The organism is Cohnella herbarum (assembly GCF_012849095.1).
Lineage (GTDB): Bacteria > Bacillota > Bacilli > Paenibacillales > Paenibacillaceae > Cohnella > Cohnella herbarum.
This window is the reverse complement of the sequence record NZ_CP051680.1, coordinates 5,759,658-5,778,806: the sequence shown is the minus strand read 5'-3', so window position 1 is coordinate 5,778,806 and position 19,149 is coordinate 5,759,658. Positions and strand designations below refer to the sequence as shown.

The window sequence follows — 19,149 nt, the reverse complement described above, 5'->3', positions numbered from 1 at the left end:
ATAAAGTGAGACGTTCACGGTTTTAGGAATAAAACGAATCGAAGGTGATCCTATTTTGTTTGAAAAACAAGATTATTCCACACCCTCTCTCGACAATAGCCGCCTAAGCCTGCGAGCCGACTGTGAGAGCTGCTTCGGCTTGTGTTGCGTCTCGCTGCCCTTCGCGGCTTCGGTAGACTTCGCAATGGATAAGGATGCCGGAAAGCCCTGCCAAAATCTGCGAGAGGAATTCCGTTGCGGCGTTCACGACAGCCTTAGAGAGCGCGGTTTTCGAGGCTGCACCGTTTACGATTGCTTCGGCGCTGGACAGCAGGTTTCCCAATTTACCTACAATGGCCGAGATTGGCGACAAGCCCCGGAATCCGCGAAGCAAATGTTCGAGGTATTTCCGATCATGCGGCAGCTTCATGAATTGCTCTGGTATCTGTCCGAAGCGCTTGCATTACAGCCCGCCCAAGCCCTGCACGATTCGATCCGAGAAGCTCTCGGCGAGACGCAACGGCTCACCCGCCTCCGTCCCGCCTCCTTAATGAATCTTGACGTGGCCGCGCACCGCGCGAACGTCAATTCCCTGCTCATGCAAACAAGCGAGCTCGTAAGAGAAGACGCCCGCCGCCGGCACAAAGGCCCTCTGAAGCAACGAAAAGGACTTGGCAGGGGAGTCGACCTTATCGGGGCCAATCTTAAGGGAGCCGATCTTCGATATGCCAATCTAAGAGGCGCATATCTCATTGCGGCCGATCTTAGAGGAGCGGATCTTAGAGTTTGCGACCTCATCGGAGCCGATTTCCGAGACACCGACCTTAGAGGTGCCGACCTTACCTCGTGCCTCTTCCTCACCCAATTCCAACTCAACGCCGCGAAAGGCAATGCCGATACCAAACTGCCGCCTTCGTTCGCTCGCCCGGATCATTGGTCCGCCTAAGGCTGCCCGGCAGAGGAGGAAGCGCCGTTGTCCCTTGCCTGATAATACGTACCGAGTTGCGAAGCGAAACGTTCGAGGCACCGGTCGATGCTCTCAGACATCCGACCGTCGCCCGCGTCTACGCCTTCCTCCCACCACCAGTTGCGGATCGTCAACGGTGCGTTCTTCCGATGCTTAACCGGATCAAACCGGGCGACGATTCGGTCGCCGTAGACGACGGGCAGCACATAATATCCGTACTTTCTTTCTGCCGCAGGCTTGTACACTTCCCAGCGGTATTCGAAATCGAACAGCTCCCGAATCAACTGCCTGTCCCACATCAGATTGTCCAGCGGAGCAAGCACGCTTGCCCGATCGTTCGGCCGATCGTCCGACAGGACTCTATCCATGATCTCCCGATCCGAGCTTCGCATGTAGAGCGGATGCTGTAGCCCTTCGACCTTCACGGCCAAGATTCGCCCCTCCTCCGCAAGCCTTGCGAACGCCTCGCTCCTCTCGAGACTCTTCATCCCGCGGATTCCGAGCCAAGCATCACTTGGCCTATTCCACAATAAACCAACGCTTCCGATGCGCCGCATGACGAACCAAGCGTAATATTGTCCTTCCGTCTCGAAAGGATCCTGTTCGGCGAGCAGCTTTTCCGGAATCAGACGTTCCGTCAGGTCGTAATACTTGCGGGTATGCGCTTTATGGTGGACGCTAAGTCTCCCGGCATGGTACATGCCCTCTAACGCGGCACGGGATAATCTCGTCGGCCCCCACGCCCAGTCGACTTTCTCGTTGTCTTCCAAATCCCCTGAACAGAGCGCTCCCCTGCTTTCGATTTCCGCGCGAACCCGTCCAGAGACCGCTTCATTCGAGCGACACCATGCACCGTAATGCTCACGCATCCGCGAGAAATAAGGCCAGTCCTCCGTCGGAAAAATCGACATGCATTTATCCCAATAATCGACGAGCTTCCGATCGGTATACAGTAGCTCCGAGAGCATGCCGAGATCGAAGTCCTCGACTTTCGAACGCAGCACGAGCTCCGGATTCGTTCCGACGACGTTAAGCGGATCGTACTGGATGCAACCGACTCTCCGAACGTAAGCCAGAACGCCCTCTTTACCGCGAAATTCGAACTCGTCGCTTAACCCGTGGTATTTCAGCAGAAATCTTCTTGCTTGAAGCTTCGTAATCGAGATTGTATCCATGTACGCGACTCTCCCCCTCTATTAACCGTTCGATTTTTATTTTAACGTAATTCCGCATCGTCTACCAAAAAAATACAGAGCCCCGAGGATATCCTCAAGCGCTCTGTATTTCTATTCCATATTAAATATCGGTCAATTACGATGGCAGCTCCAACCACATTCCCGGAGAAGCGGCGGCCTTGCGGGCATATTCGATGATGGTGATGACCGCAATCGTCTCCGCCGGATCTACCGGAGATTGACCGGTTTGGAAAAATCGTACGAGACTACGGACGAACGGCGCGAAGAAATCGGCCTCAGCCGTCGCTTGTAAGGCGACCCCTTCCTCGTACTGGTACGTCAATCGAAACGGGGAGCCCTCTAAGTGATGCATCGTTGCCCTGCGGCCGTCCGAGTATTCGATGACCAACGCAGGCGTCCTCTCCGTCCCGATGAATTGAACTCGCCGTGCATCCGCGCCCATGATCGACACGATCGGTTCGATCTGATGAATCGCATAATTGCCGAATTGACCCGGCCCTTGGCTGCACAACGTATCGATTCGCCGCCCCCCGGAACGGTTAAGCTCGTCGGTATATTCCGAAGCGAATCTCAGCGCCGATGAAGAGAATAGCGGAGTACCGGATCGACTTGCCGCGTCGAATAACCTAATCGCTGCAGCACGATCCGGCGCGAACGTCTTGTCGACAAACGTCGGTTTGGCCGATTGTAGCGGCAAGGCGGCTAGCCGTTCATGGAATTCAGGATGGTCCGGCGACAACACGGCAAGATAGTCGCTCCGTTCCACGACCTCCTCTATCGAGTCGAGCAATTCGATGCCGTGCTTGCGGCACCACTCGGCATTGCTGAGCCCATGCGGCGAATCGATCAGACCGTATGCGAATTTGACCTGCATGCCGTCGTTCGTAGCTTCCGCTATCCAGCCGGGAAGATTGTCCGCATGCCATTCGTCCAAGTAATAATCAATGAAACCGATCGTAGCCATAACACCCTCCGATTAGTCCAACGTGATTTCCTTATGCCGATCCGACGAGTCGTAGATTGCTTGAATAATACGGGAGGTCAGGATAACCGTGTCGATATGGGACGGCAGCTTCTCGCCCGTGCGAATACAGCGAAGGAAGCCGTCGATCTCGTTCTGGAACATATCGCTTGCGCGATATTTCGGGGTCGATTCCATCAAGGAGCCGTTGCGCGCGCTGAACAACTGAAATTCCTGGCCGTACTGAAGGCGGATGCCCGACTTGTCGCCCAAGAAATCGATATACATCTCGTCGATACCAATGTTCTGAGCCCAAGCTCCGTTTAACGTAACGGTCGGCCCCTCCGTCCGTATGAGCGCCGTAACGAAATCATCCACGTCGTAAGTCCCGTCAAGCTTAGGAGGGCCGGCCCACATATTGAGATAGGTGTACTCGTTCATGTCCTTGCCCAGCTTGCTATAGGCTTGACCCGTTACCGTCTTCGGCAGCGGATCGCCGAGGCAATACATCACGATATCCAGAAAATGCACTCCCCAATCGATCAGCGCGCCTCCGCCGGCTATCGCCTTCGTCGTGAAAGCTCCGCCTAGTCCGGGAATCGACCGATGCGCGCGGAAACTGACGTAGACATGATAGACTTCGCCCAACTCTCCCGTTTCGATCATGTCTTTAATGACGTTGACGCCGGAGTTGAATCGATTCACGACGCCAATATTTAAGACTTTACCGCTCTCCCGCTGCGCTTTCTGCATCTCGAGCGCTTCGGCATAAGTCCTTGCTGCCGGCTTCTCGCATAATACGTTCTTTCCGGCTTGCAAACAGGCGATCGAGAGCGACGCATGAAGGTGATTCGGCGTACAAATAGACACCGCCTCGACCTCGGGATCCTCTAGAATGATCCGATAATCGGTTATGGCTTGCCCGGTTCCGACATCCTTGACGGCCGCCTCGGCACGAGCCATATCAATATCGCATAAATATTTGATTTCTGCGTAGGGACTGTTCTTGTAAGCCTTAATGTGCTGACTGCTGGCGATAGCTCCGCAGCCGATCACCGCTACTTTGATCTTATTCATCATTGTTCACCGCCATCAATTGAGTGTTTATCCTTTAATTCCGGTCAACTTAATTCCTTCGATGAGCTGCTTCTGAGCGAAAAAGAACAGGATGATAATCGGTACGGTGAACATCGCGGCAGCCGCCATCAGTTTTTCCCACATAATATAATGCGTCTGCATGAACGCGTATAAGCCAAGGGACAACGTGTAATCCTTCTCGCTGTTCAGGTAGAGCAGAGGTCCGAGGAAATCGGACCATGTGGCCAAAAATAGCAAAACGCCTACCGTCGCGATGATAGGTCTGCTAAGCGGCAACAAAATTTGTATATAGATCCTTATCTCCGACGCACCGTCGATCTTGGCCGCTTGAATAAGCGACGCAGGCAGCGTCATGAAAAATTGCCTGAGCATGAAGATGTAATACCCGGCTCCCGCGCTTAAGAACGCAGGCAAGATAAGCGGTACGTACGTACCTATGAGTCCAAGCTTCCCCCATATGATATAAGTTGGAATCATCGTGACTTGGTAAGGAAGCAAGAGCGTACCGATGACGATCGCGAATACGATATTTTTCCCTCTCCACTCGATGTGCGAACAAGCATAGGCGACTAGCGGCGCCGATATGAGGACGCCGATAACGGACAACGCCGACACGAAGAAGGTGTTCCAGGTCATCCCCGGAAAATCGATCACTTTGAACACGTCGGCATAATTCTCCCACCGCGGATTCTTGGGGAAGAACACCGGAGGAACGGCGTACAAATCCTTGTCCGACTTAATAGACGTCACTAACAGCCACAGGATCGGAGTCACGAACACAAGACTGAACGCCGACAATAACACATGCGATACGAAGCGTCTATATTGGCCTCCCGTACGGAAACGACGGGAGAATGCACTTGTTGCTGAACTCATGTCAATCCCCCCCGTAAGTAACCCATCTGTTCGAAGTGCGGAAAATAAAATACGTGACGACGGACGTAATGACGAACAATACCCACGCCATTGCGCTCGCGTGTCCCATTCGGAAGTCCACGAAAGCTTCCCGGTAGAGCAGAATCGCATAGAACAGAAGCGATTTCTCGGGGCCGGCCATCGTCTGGACAGAACCCGAGTTAGACATGGAGGCGACCATGAACGCTTGCGCGAAGTATTGGAAGTACGTAATCAAACCCATAATCAGTTGGAACAAAATAATGGGAGATATCGTCGGTAAGGTGATGCTCATGAACTTTCTGATTTTACCCGCGCCATCGATCTCCGCGGATTCGTAAAGGCTCTTCGGCACATCCTGAAGCGCGGCGAGGAAGATGATCATCGTGCCTCCCGCACCCCAAGCTCCCATCATAATCAGCGCCGGTTTCGTCCACACCGGATCGAGCAACCAGTTAGGTCCGCGTATGCCGATATAATCGAGAGCCGTATTGATAAGTCCGCTCTTCGGATTAAGCACCCACATCCACACGAGCGAGGTAGCGATTGCGGGAACGATGGACGGAATATAGAACAAGGTGCGATAAATCGATTGACCTCGCACCTTAATATTCAGCATTTGGGCGAGCAACAACCCAACGATCAGGCTGACCGGCGTGGCGAACGCAACCATGTACAACGTATTCCGAATGCTTTTCCAAACTTCGTCTTCCTGGAATACCCAACGATAATTATCGAAACCGACCCAGGTAGGCGACTTGAACATATTGAAATCGGTGAAGCTGTACACGAGCGAAGCTCCGATCGGGTACAAAGTGAACAACGCGAAGCCGATAAGGAACGGGCTCGAGAACAACAGCCCGGTAATCGTCGCTTTCTTGATCATGCGGTCACCTCCGGTTCATGGAGTAGAGAGCCCCTCCGTCCATAGACGAAGGGGGCCTCTAAGCTGGTTTTTCCGATTTTCGGAAGTTGGGTTACTTCAAAGTCGCGGAGAGTACGCTTTCGAGCTTAGTCATCGTCTCTTCGGGCGTTTTCTTTAGATTGTACATGAGCTCTAGTTCTTCTCCGAGCGCCTTGTCGAAATCGCTGCGTTTCGCGAAGTGCGGAATGGATTTCAAGTTCGGGCTTTCGGTTAAAGGAATGACGAGATCGGAGTCGACCATATCCTTCATCGCCGGGCTAGCCATTGCGCTCTTGGTCGCCGGAACGTTGCCCATAAGGGATAAGAACTTCGCCAACGGTTCCGCGGAGTACAAATATTTCATGAACTCCCAAGCGCCGTCTACGTTCTTGGACGTCTTAGCGATGTAGAAGATCGAACTTCCCGTCAGCCCGCTGCCAGCCGTTTCCGGCTTGCCTTCGAGGTAAGGAAGAGCCGCGATGCCGTAGTCAATGTCGATTTGCTTGCTTTTGATCGTAGCGGAGAGCCATGGACCGTCGAAACGGATCGCTTGCTTACCGGTGAGGAACGGATCCGTCGGATCCAACCATTTGCCGGACGCTTGAATCTGACGAATGTTATCTACGCCGAATTTGGTATTGTAATCGCGGATCATATTCATTGCGGCTACGGTACCTTCGTTGTTGAAGGTAAGGGCTGACGCATCTTCGTTCACGTAAGTAGATCCGAACCCGTACGCAAGAGCGTTGAATAGGTAAGCCTCAGAAGGGTAGGAAGGCGAGCCCAGCACGTCAATCGTTCCGTTGTCGTTCACTTTCGTCGTCTTGACTATGACGTCGTACAGCTCTGCGCTGGTTTTTGGAGGTTCTGCAAATCCCGCATCGGATAACAGCTTCTTATTGTAGTACATTACGGAGAAATTAACGTTTAACGGCAGCGCATATTGTTTACCGTCGAAATTACCGGAAGAGAGCGCGGCCGGCACGAAGTCGGATACGTCGTATCCGTCCCTGGCAATCAGATCGTCAAGCGGCAATGCGATTCCTTGTTGCGCATACTGGGGAACGACGAAATCGAACGAGTCCGTAAGATCGGGGCCTTTGCCTCCGGCAATCGCAACTTTGATCTTCTGCTCGTCAGGTACGGATAGTCCTTCCACGACATACTTGTCTTGGCTTGCGTTGAAATCCTTGATAATCTGTTCAAGCGCTTCGCCTTCGGCGCCGCCCCACAAGTACCATACGGATACTTTAGACTTCTCGCCTGCCGGCTTGGAGGTTTCGCTCGCGGTTGTTGATGGTGAATTGCTGGCTCCGCCCTCTTTGTTGCCGTTGTTGTCGCTACATGCGGCTAACACCGTCGACAACATCGTCACTGCAACTAATACACTCGCCGCTTTTTTACCGTTCTTTGCTCGCATACTTTTTTCACCCTCGCCTCTTAATGTTATTTTATCTAACATATAACCTTGAAAACCCCCGCTCCAACACCTCCCTAAACTAGTCCACGTTCGATAATGTCAATATTACTCACATGCAATTAAAAATGATATATCTTTTTTGAAAATAATTAAAAAAAATAATTCCACCATATAATGTCATGATAACCCTTACATTTAATCGTTTGCCGCATTGGCAGACACCTCCTCGTTACGAGTCGTCTGCCAAATCGCTTAGGAAGTCTGCTTCTGACGGGCTGCTTCCAGTATCGCGGTCGCAAACCTGCGAGTGATTTCCTGAGGTCGCGTAATCGCGGTTCCGACGACGACGGCATACGCTCCCGCCTTCAGACACTCCGCCGCTTCGGATGGGGTCCATATACGCCCTTCCGCCAATACGGGAACGCCGCCCAACGCGGATAAGCGACGAACAAGCTCAATATCCGGCCCCTCGTTAGTCATGCTTTGCGGCGTATAACCGGACATGGTCGTCGATACAAGATCAACGCCAAGCCCCATCGCCGTTACGCCTTCTTCGTAAGTAGACACGTCCGCAACGATAAGCAATCCCGGACATTCTTCTCTAATGGACTGTACGAAATGCTCAAGCTTTTCTCCGCCGGGCCTTGTCAACGAAGTCGCGTCAATAGCGACAAACTCTGCTCCTGCCTCCGCGATCTCCTTGACTTCACGAATCGTCGGAGTGATGTACACGGCCGAATCCGGATAGTCCTTCTTGTAGAGCCCGATGATCGGAAGCTTACATTTCCGCTTGATCGCCCGGACATCCTGCGGGGTATTCGCCCGAATCGCGATAGCCCCTCCCTCTTCCGCGGCTACGGCCATAACGGCCATATGTTCCGGACCGTAGAGCGGTTCATCTTCCAGTGCCTGACAAGAAACGATAATGTTTTGCGCCAATTGTGCAATTAGATTTTGAGTCATTCCATCACCTGTTATCCTGAGTTTGCTCACGATTTGTTGTATCGTTATCGATGTGATGGGCTCATTATAACAACAGTTTTCGAATAAATAAAGATATTTTTTATTTACAAAAATAAAGTGGATTTATTCTCTAAAATTTATGATATACTTTGAGCATTCCTAATTCGACCACGCAGGAGGCTTGTACATGCCCGCAATCGTTTACGTTCCATTGGATGAAAGACCTTGCAATGCCGGTTATCCGGTTCAGATAGCCGCGGCTAGCGATGTCGACATGATCTCTCCGCCTCCGGAGCTGCTCGGCAACAAGAAGCAGCCCGCCGACACGGCTAAGCTAAGCTCTTGGCTGCTCGAGAACGCCTCAACGGCCGATAGGTTAATCCTATCTATCGACATGATCGTCTATGGCGGCATCGTGCCGTCTCGCCTCCATTCCTGGAGCTTCGAGCAATGCGCCGATCGTCTTCGGACGATTGCCGAATGCAAACGAATCAATCCTCATCTCCGTGTATACGCTTTCAACCTTATTATGCGCGCGCCATCTTATAGCAGCAGCGAAGAGGAGCCCGACTACTACGCGGAATACGGTGCCGAGCTGGCACGCAGCGGTTGGTTGCAAGACAAGCTGCAACGAGAGGGATGGACGGAGGAGGAGCGAGCGGAGAGCGTACGCATCGCGCAACGGCTTCCCGTCGAAGTACGGGATGATTTTATCAGTCGTCGGCAGACTAACGCTTCCGTTAATCGCTTGTCCGTCGATCTGGCGCGCGAGGGCGTTATCGACTTCCTGATCATCCCGTTGGACGATAACGCCAAGTACGGCTATACGGCGCAAGAGCAACGCAAGCTGCTCCAGATCATAGAACGGGATAGATTGATGGACCGCGTTCATATGTATCCCGGAGCCGACGAAATCGGATGCACGATGTTCTCTCGCGTTTTCTGCGAACTTAAAGGATACCGCCCCGAGGTGTTCATCCGACATGCCTCGACGAACGGTCCGTTCATCATCCCGAAATACGAGGACCGCTCTCTCGGCGAGAGCCTCAAGTCGCACTTAACCGCGGCAGGAGCCTTCATCTGCGATGGGTCCGCCGATGCCGATGTCGTGCTGATGGTCAATTCCCCACCCATCGGCGCTTACGACATGGCGGAGACGGATTCCGGCTACGAAGCCCGTCACGCCTCCTACTTCTCCGAAGTCGGATTGCGCGAATTCGTGCAGGCCATCCGCGCTTATTCCGACAAAGGCAAGCTGGTTGCCTTAGCAGACGTAGCCACCTGCAATGGCGGAGACGAGTCGCTCATGAATCTCGTGTCCGATTCCGGGCTTCTGCCTCGACTGTCGGCCTATGCCGGATGGAACACTTCAGGCAATACGCTTGGCACTGTCATCGCCCACGCCATCGTGGAGTCTTACTACCGACTTCCCGATCGCCAGCCAATTGAAGGCAGGGAACATAGCAGCAAGCTATTCTATTGGTCGCGACTGCTCGAAGATTGGGGTTACCAAGCAGTCGTTCGTACCGATATCGTCAAGAACGATCTAGAAGCCTTAGGCGGCAGCTATTTTCATATCGCCCACATACAGGATACGGTAATCGAATTGATTGACGAGAAAATGAAACGCTTCTTGGCAAAGAATGCAGCGGATTTGCCTCTAGAACGAATTCGGATCCGCGATATTCGACTACCTTGGGACCGAATGTTCGAAGTCGGATTCAGACTGGAAGCCGATCCCATCAAGCAAAGTTAATGAGCCAGGCCCCTTGCGCATGAAGCCATCGCTTCTCGTAAGGGGCCTGACTATTGCCGTACTGCCGTTGCATTAACCGTTCTCGTAAAGCCATACTTGACCGGCGGCTCCGATTACGCCCGCGTCATTCCCGACATACGCCGGAAGAAGGCGATATGCGGACCTGACGGCTGCGGACGTGCGGCTCTTGATTTCTTGATCCAACGCGTTCAAGAACGGCGCACCCGCCTCCGATACTCCGCCGCCCAAGATCACCGCTTGCGGATTGCACATATGAATATAGCCCGCGATCGCTGCCGCTAACGCTCGAATAGCAATATCCATCACTTGCGAGGCGTATCTCTCGCCCTGTAGCCATGCTTGCGCGATCTCCTTGGAATCCGGCTGCCAAGGAACCGCCCCGCCGCCCTCGGCTATTATTTTCCGGCCTATTCTCGCTATTCCCGAACCGGAAGCATAGAGCTCTACGCAACCGTTGTTGCCGCAATTCTCGCAAGTCGGGCCATTGAAATCTACTGATACATGCCCTAGTTCTCCCGCGCAACCCAACGCACCTCGAACAACGCGTCCCGCTTCCACGATGGCGCCGCCGATTCCCGTGCCCAGAGCAACGACGATAAAGCTGTTCATTCCGCGCCCCGCCCCGTACATTTGCTCCGCGACGGCAATCGCGTTCACATCGTTATCGGCATACGCCGGCAGATGAAACTTCTCTTTCAGAATCCTCGTAATCGGAGTTCCCGTCCAGCCCGGAAGTTGGGAGCCCGCATACTCCACCGTTCCCGTCTCGAAATTAATCTGACCGGCACTTCCTACGCCGATTCCCGTAGCTATCGCACCGCTGGGCAGTCGTTTGATCGTAGCGTCGACGCCCTTCAGCACGACGCTCATCACGTGATCCGCGCCTAATTGCGCTTCACTCGGCACCCGGTGACTATCGACAATACGCCCCTCTCGATCCACGGCTGCGAAATGGATCTTCGTTCCGCCGATATCCACCCCGATTGCGTATTCCATTCTTATTCACCTTCCATTGTAGGCAGATGCGATCTAGGTTGTTCAAGCACGATTCCCGCGCTCGCATTTCTTCCGATCAATATAGCTTATCCGCAACGGAACGGGCAGTTTTCTCCAAAGCTTGGCCCGCACCCTCCATCTTCAAAGACAAGATCGTCGTCAGAATGCTCAGCATATGAATCTGCATGAACTTCGTCGACAGAGCACCGCCTTCCGTAGGCATTTCACGAGAAGGAACCAGCAGAACCAGATCGGCATAAGCGACGATCGGGGAACGATAGTGGCTCGTCATACAGATGACGGATGCGCCGTTCTCCTTAGCCTCTTTCACGGGATCTACCAAGTCGCGCGTACTCCCGGACGTAGAGATGACAAAGACGAGATCGCCCTTCTTCAATAGCGAAGCCGACATGGCGATGATGTGCGAGTCCCGATGAGCTTCTACGTTAAACCCGGTCCGCATAAGTCGATAATGAAGATCAAGCGCCGTAATCCCCGAAGAACCTACCCCGTATACGTAGATTTTATTGGCCGCCAACATCAAGTCGACCGCAAGCCCCAAGCTATCCTCGCCGAGCAACTCGATCGTGTTCTTCAGCATCGTTTCGTGGTACATCGACACCTTGCGAGCAACGGTCATCATGTCATCCGCTTGATCGATGACCGCATCCGACAACGAAGACGGACGATCTACCAAATTTTGCGCGACGGATAGTTTGAATTCGTGATAGCCTCGAAATCCGAGCGTACGACAGAACCGAATGACCGAAGTTTCGCCCACTCCCGCCTGTTCGGCTAAATCCGTTACCGTAGCTAGAACCGCTTCCTCCGGATTGCTCAGGACCGCGTCAGCTACCTTCTTTTCGGCTTTCGATAAAGAAGAATACACGCTTGATATCATCAGCAATGTATTCGATTGATTAAGCTTAGGACCGACTCTAGCCAACCGTTACCCACCCGCTTCTAAGTTAAGATATAGATTAAGAATAGTAGATTCCAGACGTGATGACAAGCATAAAGGCAATTTAATTCTTTTTAAACGTATCTATCGGAGAATTTTTCCTTCAAAGTGAAGCCGCACTTTACCCTCGAGGCTCTGTTCCGTTTTGAAGTTACCTGAGCAAAGTGCACATATCGTTATCAACAAATTCCCTTCGAATCCCTCCAAGCTGGTACTGTAAATATATCACAATTCGACCTTTTACCAGATCACAAAAACGATCCTAAACTCAGCCTCGACCTCCCTTGAACTATTTTCCATGCTCGGCTACGATGTACTAGAGGGTCAATCGCCCCGACCATCCATGGGAGGAATATTCATGACTAGAATCGGCATTATTATCGGCAGCACCCGTCCGGGTCGCAAAGCCGAAGAAGTTGCGCGTTGGGTGTACGAGATTGCCGCCAAACGAAGCGACGCGGAGTTCGAGATCGTAGATATCGCGGATTACAATTTGCCTTTATACGACGAGCCGATTCCACCGGTTATGGGCAACTACAAGCACGAGCACTCTCGGGTTTGGTCCGCGAAAATCAAAAGCTTCGACGGTTACGTGTTCGTAACCCCAGAATACAATCACTCTACTTCGGCGGCGCTTAAGAATGCCATTGACTACCTCTACCACGAATGGAACGACAAAGCCGTCGGTTTTGTAAGCTACGGCAGCGCTGGAGGAACCCGCGCGGTGGAGCATCTGCGCCAGATCGCCGGAGAATTGAAGCTAGCCGACGTGCAAGCGCAAGTGTTGCTGTCGTTGTTCAATGACTTCGAGAATTACAGCACGTTTAAGCCCGGCCCCAAGCAGGAAGCTTCGGTCAACAATATGCTCGGCCAGGTCCTTGCATGGAGCGGCGCGTTGAAGTCTTTAAGAAGCTAACCTAGCATTCATATCGCAATGCCCGCCTCTGGCTCAACCTAGGGCGGGTTTTATTTTTAAGCGCGTGTCGATCTCTTGAAACCAACATATCCTCGCAACGTATTTATTCCCTGAGATGCTTTTCCACTAACCGCATAGAAATCCCCAACTCCAAAGGGAGTAGCTGCAACATAAAGCCGTCGCGAGAACCCGCAAAGGGCCCGGCTTTATACTCCGTATTACCGATACGGCGTTATCAGCGAGACCTTTGTCCTCATGGTTGAAGGTCTTTTGCGCATTTTGGGAAACACTAGGCAATAAAGTCAATATTTCAGTCCAGGGGGATGGCTTATGGATTTCGGTTTACTGTTGGAGTATGGTTGGGTACTGCTTGTACTAATCGCGCTCGAGGGGTTGTTGGCTGCCGATAACGCTCTTGTGCTTGCCATTATGGTCAAACATTTACCGGAGAAAGAACGAAAGAAAGCTTTATTCTACGGTTTGGCGGGTGCGTTCTTGTTCCGCTTCGCTTCGTTGTTCGTGATCTCGTTCTTAGTGGACGTATGGCAGGTACAAGCAATCGGAGCCTTATACCTACTGTTTATTGCCCTAAACCACATTTTCCGAAAGGTTCTCGTGAAGAAAGGCGAACAATCCGCGGACCCGAAATCGGAAAAGAAAAAGAGCGGATTCTGGATGACGGTTATCAAGGTGGAAATCGCGGATATCGCTTTTGCCATCGACTCCATTCTAGCCGCAGTAGCTCTCGCCGTTGCGCTGCCGACAACGACCTTACCTAATATTGGCGGGATGGACGGCGGACACTTCATCGTGATCTTCTTAGGAGGGTTTATAGGCCTTCTCATCATGCGATTCGCCGCGAATATGTTCGTGAAGCTGCTGGAAAGCAGACCTTCGTTGGAAATTGCCGCTTTCGTAATCGTCGGATGGGTGGGAGTCAAATTGGCCGTCCATACGTTGGCACATCCTTCCCTTCACGTGATCCCTCACGATTTCGCGGAATCGACGACTTGGAAACTGATTTTCTACGCCGTGCTTCTGATTATTGCCTTAAGCGGTTGGTTCTTATCCGGTAATAAGAGTAAGGATAGGGAACCATCCAAAGTCGCTTAACCGAGTAAAATAATCATTCGAATAACCTGCCCTTTCCGGGCAAAAAATAAAGCAACGGCGATCGTTCTCGCCGTTGCTTTTGTTATCTGGCTATGTGACTACCATCAAGATTCGGCGAATACGAACTCTACTTCATCGCGTTTGAGGTACAAATTCCAATATTCCTCGGCGATTCGATCCGGGTCGAAGAAAGTGCCCTTGGACACGTAGCCCCCGATCGTGACCGTACCTACGTAGACGTTATGCGGCTTCAGCTCTTGGGCTAAAGAATACGCAAGGGAACGAACCCCTGCTTTGCCTATCGACAACGAAGCATAATCCGGATTCGGATGAAGCGCAAGGCCCCCGCCCGTGATGAGAATCGTCCCTTCCTTCCGTTCCGCGAAATCCGCCGCGACCTGCTTAACGCTCGTCAACGCTCCGACGACGCTCACTTTGAAATCGTCGATCAACCGTTGCTCATCCAATTGGGTCACCTTAGAGGCAGAGATGGCGGCCGCATTATAGAGCAACGCATCCGGTACGCCGTATTGCTCGCGGATATCCTTGAAAGCTTCCTGGATCGATTCCGTCTTCGATGCATCCGCCGTGACGCTATACGTATCGATATCCCGATCCCTCAGTTCTTTCGATAACGCATCCAACGAAGCTTGATTGCGCGCGATAAGGGCAATCCGAAATCCTTCGGATCCGAATTTTCGCGCGACCGCCGCGCTCACTCCGGGTCCCGCTCCGACGATGACCAGCAACTGCTTGCTCATTTTAACCACTCCGTTTCCCTACCTTATTTTCCTATACTTTACTATACCTATCGGAATTTAACAATATGGAATTTGAAACTAGCGATTACCATTGCCAGGCGTCCAATTAACTAAGAATATTCCGACGAAAATACAGAGCCCTCCCACGTAAACATAGCTATGGATGACCTCCTCGAGAATAAGCCATCCTGAAAGCACCCCAAAGAACGGGGCTAAGAACAGAAAAGCGCTAGTTTTACCCGGATCGCCTCGGCTAAGCAGATAGTACCATGTAGCGAACTGTACGATGGAGCCTAGAATCGCAAGATACAGGATAACGCCGATAGAGGTTGCGTTCAGCTCTAACCGTGGCGACTCCGCAATCACGCTCAACAATAATAGAAGCAAACCGCCGAACAACATTTGATAAGCCGTAAGCACCCAATGATTGAACCGGGCTCCCCACTTTTTGACCATTAAGGTCGCAATTGCCCAAGAAAGCGCGGACCCCAAACCCAACAAGGTGCCCGTCGATAATTGCAAATGGAATCCAAGCGTGACGAATACGCCCGCGAAACCGACGAAAACTCCGATCCACTGTGACCATCGATACTTTAAGCCTAGAAATGCGGTACCCAGAATGACAACCAGCAACGGATTAACGAAAGTCAGTATGGAGGTTTCTCCTGACGAAATCGTTCGCATGCTCAGGAAAATGCATCCCATGACGATCGTCGTTTGGAATAACCCTATCAGCAATAATTTCATCCAATCTTGCTTCGATGCAGGTAGACGTTTCTTCCCGATCCATAATGACATGATTATCCCAGCCAGAGTAAATCTAATCCCTACGAGCAGCAGCGGCGAGACATGGGATAATCCGATCTTGCCGATCGCGAAAGAAGATCCCATCAAAGATGTGGCAAGTACGACAAGCATTCCGAATACGTAACGGTTCATTATTAACTCCTCTTCCAAACGGTATATCGCTATGATAGCATGGGAATACTTCGTTTGCCGTCGAATGATCTATGTTAGGAGATCTCGTCGATCTTCTTTAGAGGCTTGAATACTTAGAGATTTAGAAGTTCAGAGGCTACCCCCTGCAGAATGGAGGAAATAAGGTGAAAGCACTCCTGTTCGAGCATTTCGGAGAACCGGATGTTCTTCGTTACGCGGACATTCCCGATCCTGCCGAGCTAGCGGGTACCGTCCGGGTTCGGACGAAGGCCATCGGGTTGAACTTCGCGGACGTATATCGTAGACGGGGAAATTATCACCTTGTCGGCGATCCCCCCTACATCGCGGGATATGAAGGCTCGGGCGTCGTTGAATGGGTATCCCCGGACGCCGCGGGTATCCAGGTCGGCGATCGAGTCGCCTTCGCGGACGCGCCGTTCGCCAATGCCGAGCTAGTGTCCGTTCCAGCCGATAAGATTATCCCTCTGCCGGAAGACATTAGCTTCGAGCAAGCCGCGGCGCTATTGTTGCAAGGCTTAACGGCGCACTATCTGGCGCATGACAGCTATCCAGTCGGCCAAGGTGACGAAGTGCTCATCCATGCCGCCGCGGGAGGAGTCGGACAACTGCTGACTCAATTGTGCAAGAACCAAGGCGCGCGAGTACTCGGAATAACCTCATCTTCCTCCAAAAGGGAAGCAGCTCTGCGAGCCGGAGCGGACGAAGTGCTGCTCTACGGCAACGATTGGGTACAGGAAACGATTCGCTGGTCATCGAACGGACAAGGCGTGCGGGTCGCTTACGACTCCGTCGGTTCGACGCTCCTCGATAGCTTCGCCGCTACGCGGATTCGAGGCGCCGTCGTCTTCTACGGCATGGCCGGAGGCGATCCTCCGCCGATCGACCCTCGCATGCTGATGGACACCTCGAAAACGTTGACCGGCGGCGATCTATGGAATCATGTGACGACCCGAGAGAACCGAATCGAGCGTTCGAACGCGCTCTTCGAAGCGATACGCCGCGGCGAGCTGCGGTTGGAGACGCCGAAGCGGTTCGCGCTTGCAGAAGGCGCAGCCGCTCATGCTTTGCTGGAAAGCCGTGCCCATGCGGGAAAAATCGTGCTCATCCCGTAGGATCGACGAGTAAGGCGGTCTTGCGGTACGAAGTCTATATCCGTTAACGGAACCCAGTTCCGTTATCGCACTTGTCAGTATAAATTTTCACATCATAACGGAAATCAGTTCCTTTATTCTTACAAAAAACTCGACATTATCGCGATTTCATAAGATTTAACGGATCTCAGATCCGTCCCTCGTATTTAAGGGTTTTTCTCACGAATGCTCACTCATTCGCAGGATTTCAATGACTTAGATGTCAGGTGGGTCGATAGGGGCGTAGGGCTGACGGCCGTCGATGACACGTTCGGGGATGCGGGAACAGAAGTCGCGTTATATCGCACTTCGCATTAACGCTCTGCTGCACGCTCCACTTGTCCCCTTGGAGGTTCACCCTCCCATGACTCAACGGGTCTTTGCCCTTACATTCCTTCGTTGTACCTGTCCAAGGCGTGGAGACCGATTACGTTTAGAAGACGGGTCAATTGCCCTGACGGAACTGATACTCGGTTCTCTGTGCGTTCTTTGTCATTGAAGTCCCACGAATGGGTCAGTATTCGTAAGTTGTTCGGTGTGCTGGGTGTTGCTTGTGACTACGCGACCAACGTATCTTGCGATCCGCTGCTATACATTTCTCCACGTTGAATCATGCCAATTAAAATGCGTGCGAGCTTTCCAATGAGCTTGAAGATGGAATACATCTTCGACATGCCTTTAAGCTGGTTACGGGCGTGCCAATGTTTGAAGTCTGAATTCTGCCGCACTAAGCTCAGCATCCCTAAGTACAAATACTTGCGCAGCATGCTGTCGCCCCGCTTGGAGAGCTTAATCTGGCCCTTGTGTTTTCCCGATGTTCGTTCCGCCAGATTGAGACCGGCTCGGCGCAGCAGTTGCCTTCCATGGGCGTAGTGATGCAGACCGCCTGCGCAGCCAAGCAAAGAGGCAATGGTGATCGTGCCTAGACCGTGTAAGCTGCGGAGTTGCTGCACAACGGGCACCTGCTCCAAGAGCGCCTCTATCTCTCGCTGCATCTCTTCGAGTATGAGTTGCGTCTCTTTGTAGACATGCAAAAGGCGAAAGATATCGTGCCGCGCGGCATCGTTTGTATTGGATTTCCCAACACTGTGTGCTGCCGCGTTCAGCAGTTCTACAGCCTTTGCTTTGCCACTGGCTCCAGCTACGCGTCGCATCCCCTGGCTTCGCCATCCCTCCATCACCTCGTCAGCATTCAGTTGCTGTAGATCGACAGGCAGTGGAAAAGCCTTTAATGTTGCTAACGACCGGACACCGTCCCATTCTAGGAATACGCTTCGGAACTCAGGAAAGTACAAGTCTATCCAACGCACGATGCGATTACCTAAGGCGATGGACTGCCCCACCCAGTATTCCCGAGCGCTCATCGCGGCCTTGATTCCGTCAAATACAGGCTCTTGCGGCGCGTAGTTTGTGTAGTAGCCTCGGCTGACGACATCGGCGATGACGAGCGCGTCCTTCGGGTCGTTCTTAGATGGACTGTTGTCGCGGTTTTCCTTATTGCGATGCGTCGTTACCGGGTTCACCAGCACGACCTCGATGCCTTGCTTTAGCAGCCAGTCAGCGAGATTATGCCAGTAGTGGCCTGTAGGCTCCATGCCGACAAGGAAAGAAGTTTTGCCATGTTTGGCCCCCGCCTCCTGCATCCAATGGAGCAGCTTCTGGAATCCGGCTTCTGTGTTCGTAAAGGAAACGTGGCGCGGCGTTAGCGTCCGCCCGCGAAAATCCGTAACCTGTGCGGCATGTACATCTTTAGCGATATCGATCCCTACGATTGCATGATGACTGGTAATTCGTTCAATACGTTGATTTGTAGCGTCGTTTCGAGTAGACTTCATTTTAAGCGCCTCCATGATGGGTTTTAGGGCATTGACCCGTGACACCCCCATCATACGAGGCGCTCCTGTTTTTGTCTAAGTCCAAATCCTAGGCCCTACAGGAATGTTTATTAATCCATCTTACCGGTATAGTAATCCAGATAAAGGAACAGCGTTCCGTTAAATTCAGATACATGGTTACTCTCGGAGTTTCAGATGTGCAAAATCATACGACTTCGAACGATCGCCGAATCTTACAGTTTAATACCACCCTAAGCAGTAACGATTTATCCCGTTTATTCCCTTCCGAAGATCGTTATCCCTAAAATAAATGGAAAA

The 19,149-nt window shown here is 52.2% G+C and carries 18 protein-coding genes; 6 read left to right on the top strand and 12 right to left on the bottom strand.

Annotated elements, in window-relative coordinates; all coding sequences use genetic code 11:
- Positions 1 to 55 precede the first annotated feature (55 nt).
- Positions 56 to 925 carry a pentapeptide repeat-containing protein gene (locus tag HH215_RS24645; RefSeq protein ID WP_169282300.1) on the top strand — a complete coding sequence of 290 codons (870 nt, stop codon included), beginning with the start codon at positions 56 to 58 and terminating at the stop codon, positions 923 to 925.
- On the opposite strand, the gene HH215_RS24640 is transcribed toward HH215_RS24645, so the two are convergent.
- From HH215_RS24640 to HH215_RS24610, 7 genes are all read right to left on the bottom strand, one after another.
- A complete protein-coding gene (locus HH215_RS24640) occupies positions 922 to 2,121 on the bottom strand; it encodes a winged helix-turn-helix domain-containing protein (RefSeq protein ID WP_169282299.1) in 1,200 nt (399 codons plus the stop codon). The two genes, HH215_RS24645 and HH215_RS24640, sit on opposite strands and share 4 nt — an antisense overlap.
- A 136-nt stretch (positions 2,122 to 2,257) precedes the next feature.
- A complete protein-coding gene (locus HH215_RS24635; protein WP_169282298.1) occupies positions 2,258 to 3,106 on the bottom strand; it encodes a Gfo/Idh/MocA family oxidoreductase in 849 nt (282 codons plus the stop codon).
- Between the two features lie 12 nt (positions 3,107 to 3,118).
- Complete coding sequence (locus HH215_RS24630) at positions 3,119 to 4,180, bottom strand: Gfo/Idh/MocA family protein (RefSeq protein ID WP_169284562.1); 1,062 nt, start codon at positions 4,178 to 4,180, stop codon at positions 3,119 to 3,121.
- A gap of 27 nt (positions 4,181 to 4,207) precedes the next feature.
- Positions 4,208 to 5,077: a carbohydrate ABC transporter permease gene (locus HH215_RS24625; protein WP_169282297.1), complete on the bottom strand. Its 870-nt coding sequence runs from the start codon at positions 5,075 to 5,077 to the stop codon at positions 4,208 to 4,210.
- A 1-nt stretch (position 5,078) separates the two neighbouring features.
- Positions 5,079 to 5,981: a carbohydrate ABC transporter permease gene (locus HH215_RS24620; RefSeq protein WP_169282296.1), complete on the bottom strand. Its 903-nt coding sequence runs from the start codon at positions 5,979 to 5,981 to the stop codon at positions 5,079 to 5,081.
- A 91-nt stretch (positions 5,982 to 6,072) separates the two neighbouring features.
- Positions 6,073 to 7,419, bottom strand: a complete 1,347-nt coding sequence (locus tag HH215_RS24615; RefSeq protein WP_169282295.1) for an ABC transporter substrate-binding protein — start codon at positions 7,417 to 7,419, stop codon at positions 6,073 to 6,075.
- A 252-nt stretch (positions 7,420 to 7,671) separates the two neighbouring features.
- Positions 7,672 to 8,382, bottom strand: a complete 711-nt coding sequence (locus HH215_RS24610) for an N-acetylmannosamine-6-phosphate 2-epimerase (protein ID WP_169282294.1) — start codon at positions 8,380 to 8,382, stop codon at positions 7,672 to 7,674.
- 187 nt (positions 8,383 to 8,569) lie between these two features.
- Between HH215_RS24610 and HH215_RS24605 the strand changes: the two genes are divergently transcribed.
- The gene (locus HH215_RS24605) at positions 8,570 to 10,138 is read left to right on the top strand and encodes a DUF4127 family protein (RefSeq protein ID WP_169282293.1); all 1,569 of its coding nucleotides are present in this window, start codon (positions 8,570 to 8,572) and stop codon (positions 10,136 to 10,138) included.
- Positions 10,139 to 10,210: 72 nt separating this feature from the next.
- Here the strand turns inward: HH215_RS24605 and HH215_RS24600 are convergent, their stop codons facing one another.
- Both HH215_RS24600 and HH215_RS24595 read right to left on the bottom strand, forming a co-directional pair.
- Complete coding sequence (locus tag HH215_RS24600; protein ID WP_169282292.1) at positions 10,211 to 11,155, bottom strand: ROK family protein; 945 nt, start codon at positions 11,153 to 11,155, stop codon at positions 10,211 to 10,213.
- 76 nt (positions 11,156 to 11,231) lie between these two features.
- The gene (locus tag HH215_RS24595) at positions 11,232 to 12,101 is read right to left on the bottom strand and encodes a MurR/RpiR family transcriptional regulator (protein ID WP_169282291.1); all 870 of its coding nucleotides are present in this window, start codon (positions 12,099 to 12,101) and stop codon (positions 11,232 to 11,234) included.
- Between the two features lie 373 nt (positions 12,102 to 12,474).
- Here HH215_RS24595 and HH215_RS24590 point away from each other — a divergent pair, with 373 nt between their 5' ends.
- Together HH215_RS24590 and HH215_RS24585 are read left to right on the top strand one after the other, a co-directional pair.
- Positions 12,475 to 13,032 (top strand): NADPH-dependent FMN reductase, encoded by a 558-nt coding sequence (locus tag HH215_RS24590; protein ID WP_169282290.1) that lies wholly within the window; start codon positions 12,475 to 12,477, stop codon positions 13,030 to 13,032.
- A gap of 330 nt (positions 13,033 to 13,362) precedes the next feature.
- Positions 13,363 to 14,145, top strand: a complete 783-nt coding sequence (locus tag HH215_RS24585; RefSeq protein ID WP_169282289.1) for a MeeY/MeeF family manganese export membrane protein — start codon at positions 13,363 to 13,365, stop codon at positions 14,143 to 14,145.
- A gap of 104 nt (positions 14,146 to 14,249) precedes the next feature.
- Here HH215_RS24585 and HH215_RS24580 read toward each other — a convergent pair whose 3' ends face one another.
- Together HH215_RS24580 and HH215_RS24575 are read right to left on the bottom strand one after the other, a co-directional pair.
- A complete protein-coding gene (locus HH215_RS24580; protein ID WP_169282288.1) occupies positions 14,250 to 14,906 on the bottom strand; it encodes an SDR family NAD(P)-dependent oxidoreductase in 657 nt (218 codons plus the stop codon).
- A 78-nt stretch (positions 14,907 to 14,984) separates the two neighbouring features.
- Positions 14,985 to 15,845, bottom strand: coding sequence for a DMT family transporter (locus HH215_RS24575; protein WP_169282287.1), 861 nt, complete (start codon positions 15,843 to 15,845; stop codon positions 14,985 to 14,987).
- A 164-nt stretch (positions 15,846 to 16,009) separates the two neighbouring features.
- Here HH215_RS24575 and HH215_RS24570 point away from each other — a divergent pair, with 164 nt between their 5' ends.
- Together HH215_RS24570 and HH215_RS36745 are read left to right on the top strand one after the other, a co-directional pair.
- Positions 16,010 to 16,978, top strand: a complete 969-nt coding sequence (locus HH215_RS24570; RefSeq protein ID WP_169282286.1) for a quinone oxidoreductase family protein — start codon at positions 16,010 to 16,012, stop codon at positions 16,976 to 16,978.
- Between the two features lie 204 nt (positions 16,979 to 17,182).
- Entirely contained in the window at positions 17,183 to 17,314 is a 132-nt protein-coding gene (locus HH215_RS36745; RefSeq protein WP_256376625.1) for a hypothetical protein, read from the top strand.
- Positions 17,315 to 17,553: 239 nt separating this feature from the next.
- On the opposite strand, the gene HH215_RS24565 is transcribed toward HH215_RS36745, so the two are convergent.
- Complete coding sequence (locus HH215_RS24565; protein ID WP_169284195.1) at positions 17,554 to 18,831, bottom strand: IS110 family RNA-guided transposase; 1,278 nt, start codon at positions 18,829 to 18,831, stop codon at positions 17,554 to 17,556.
- Between the last annotated feature and the right edge of the window lie 318 nt (positions 18,832 to 19,149).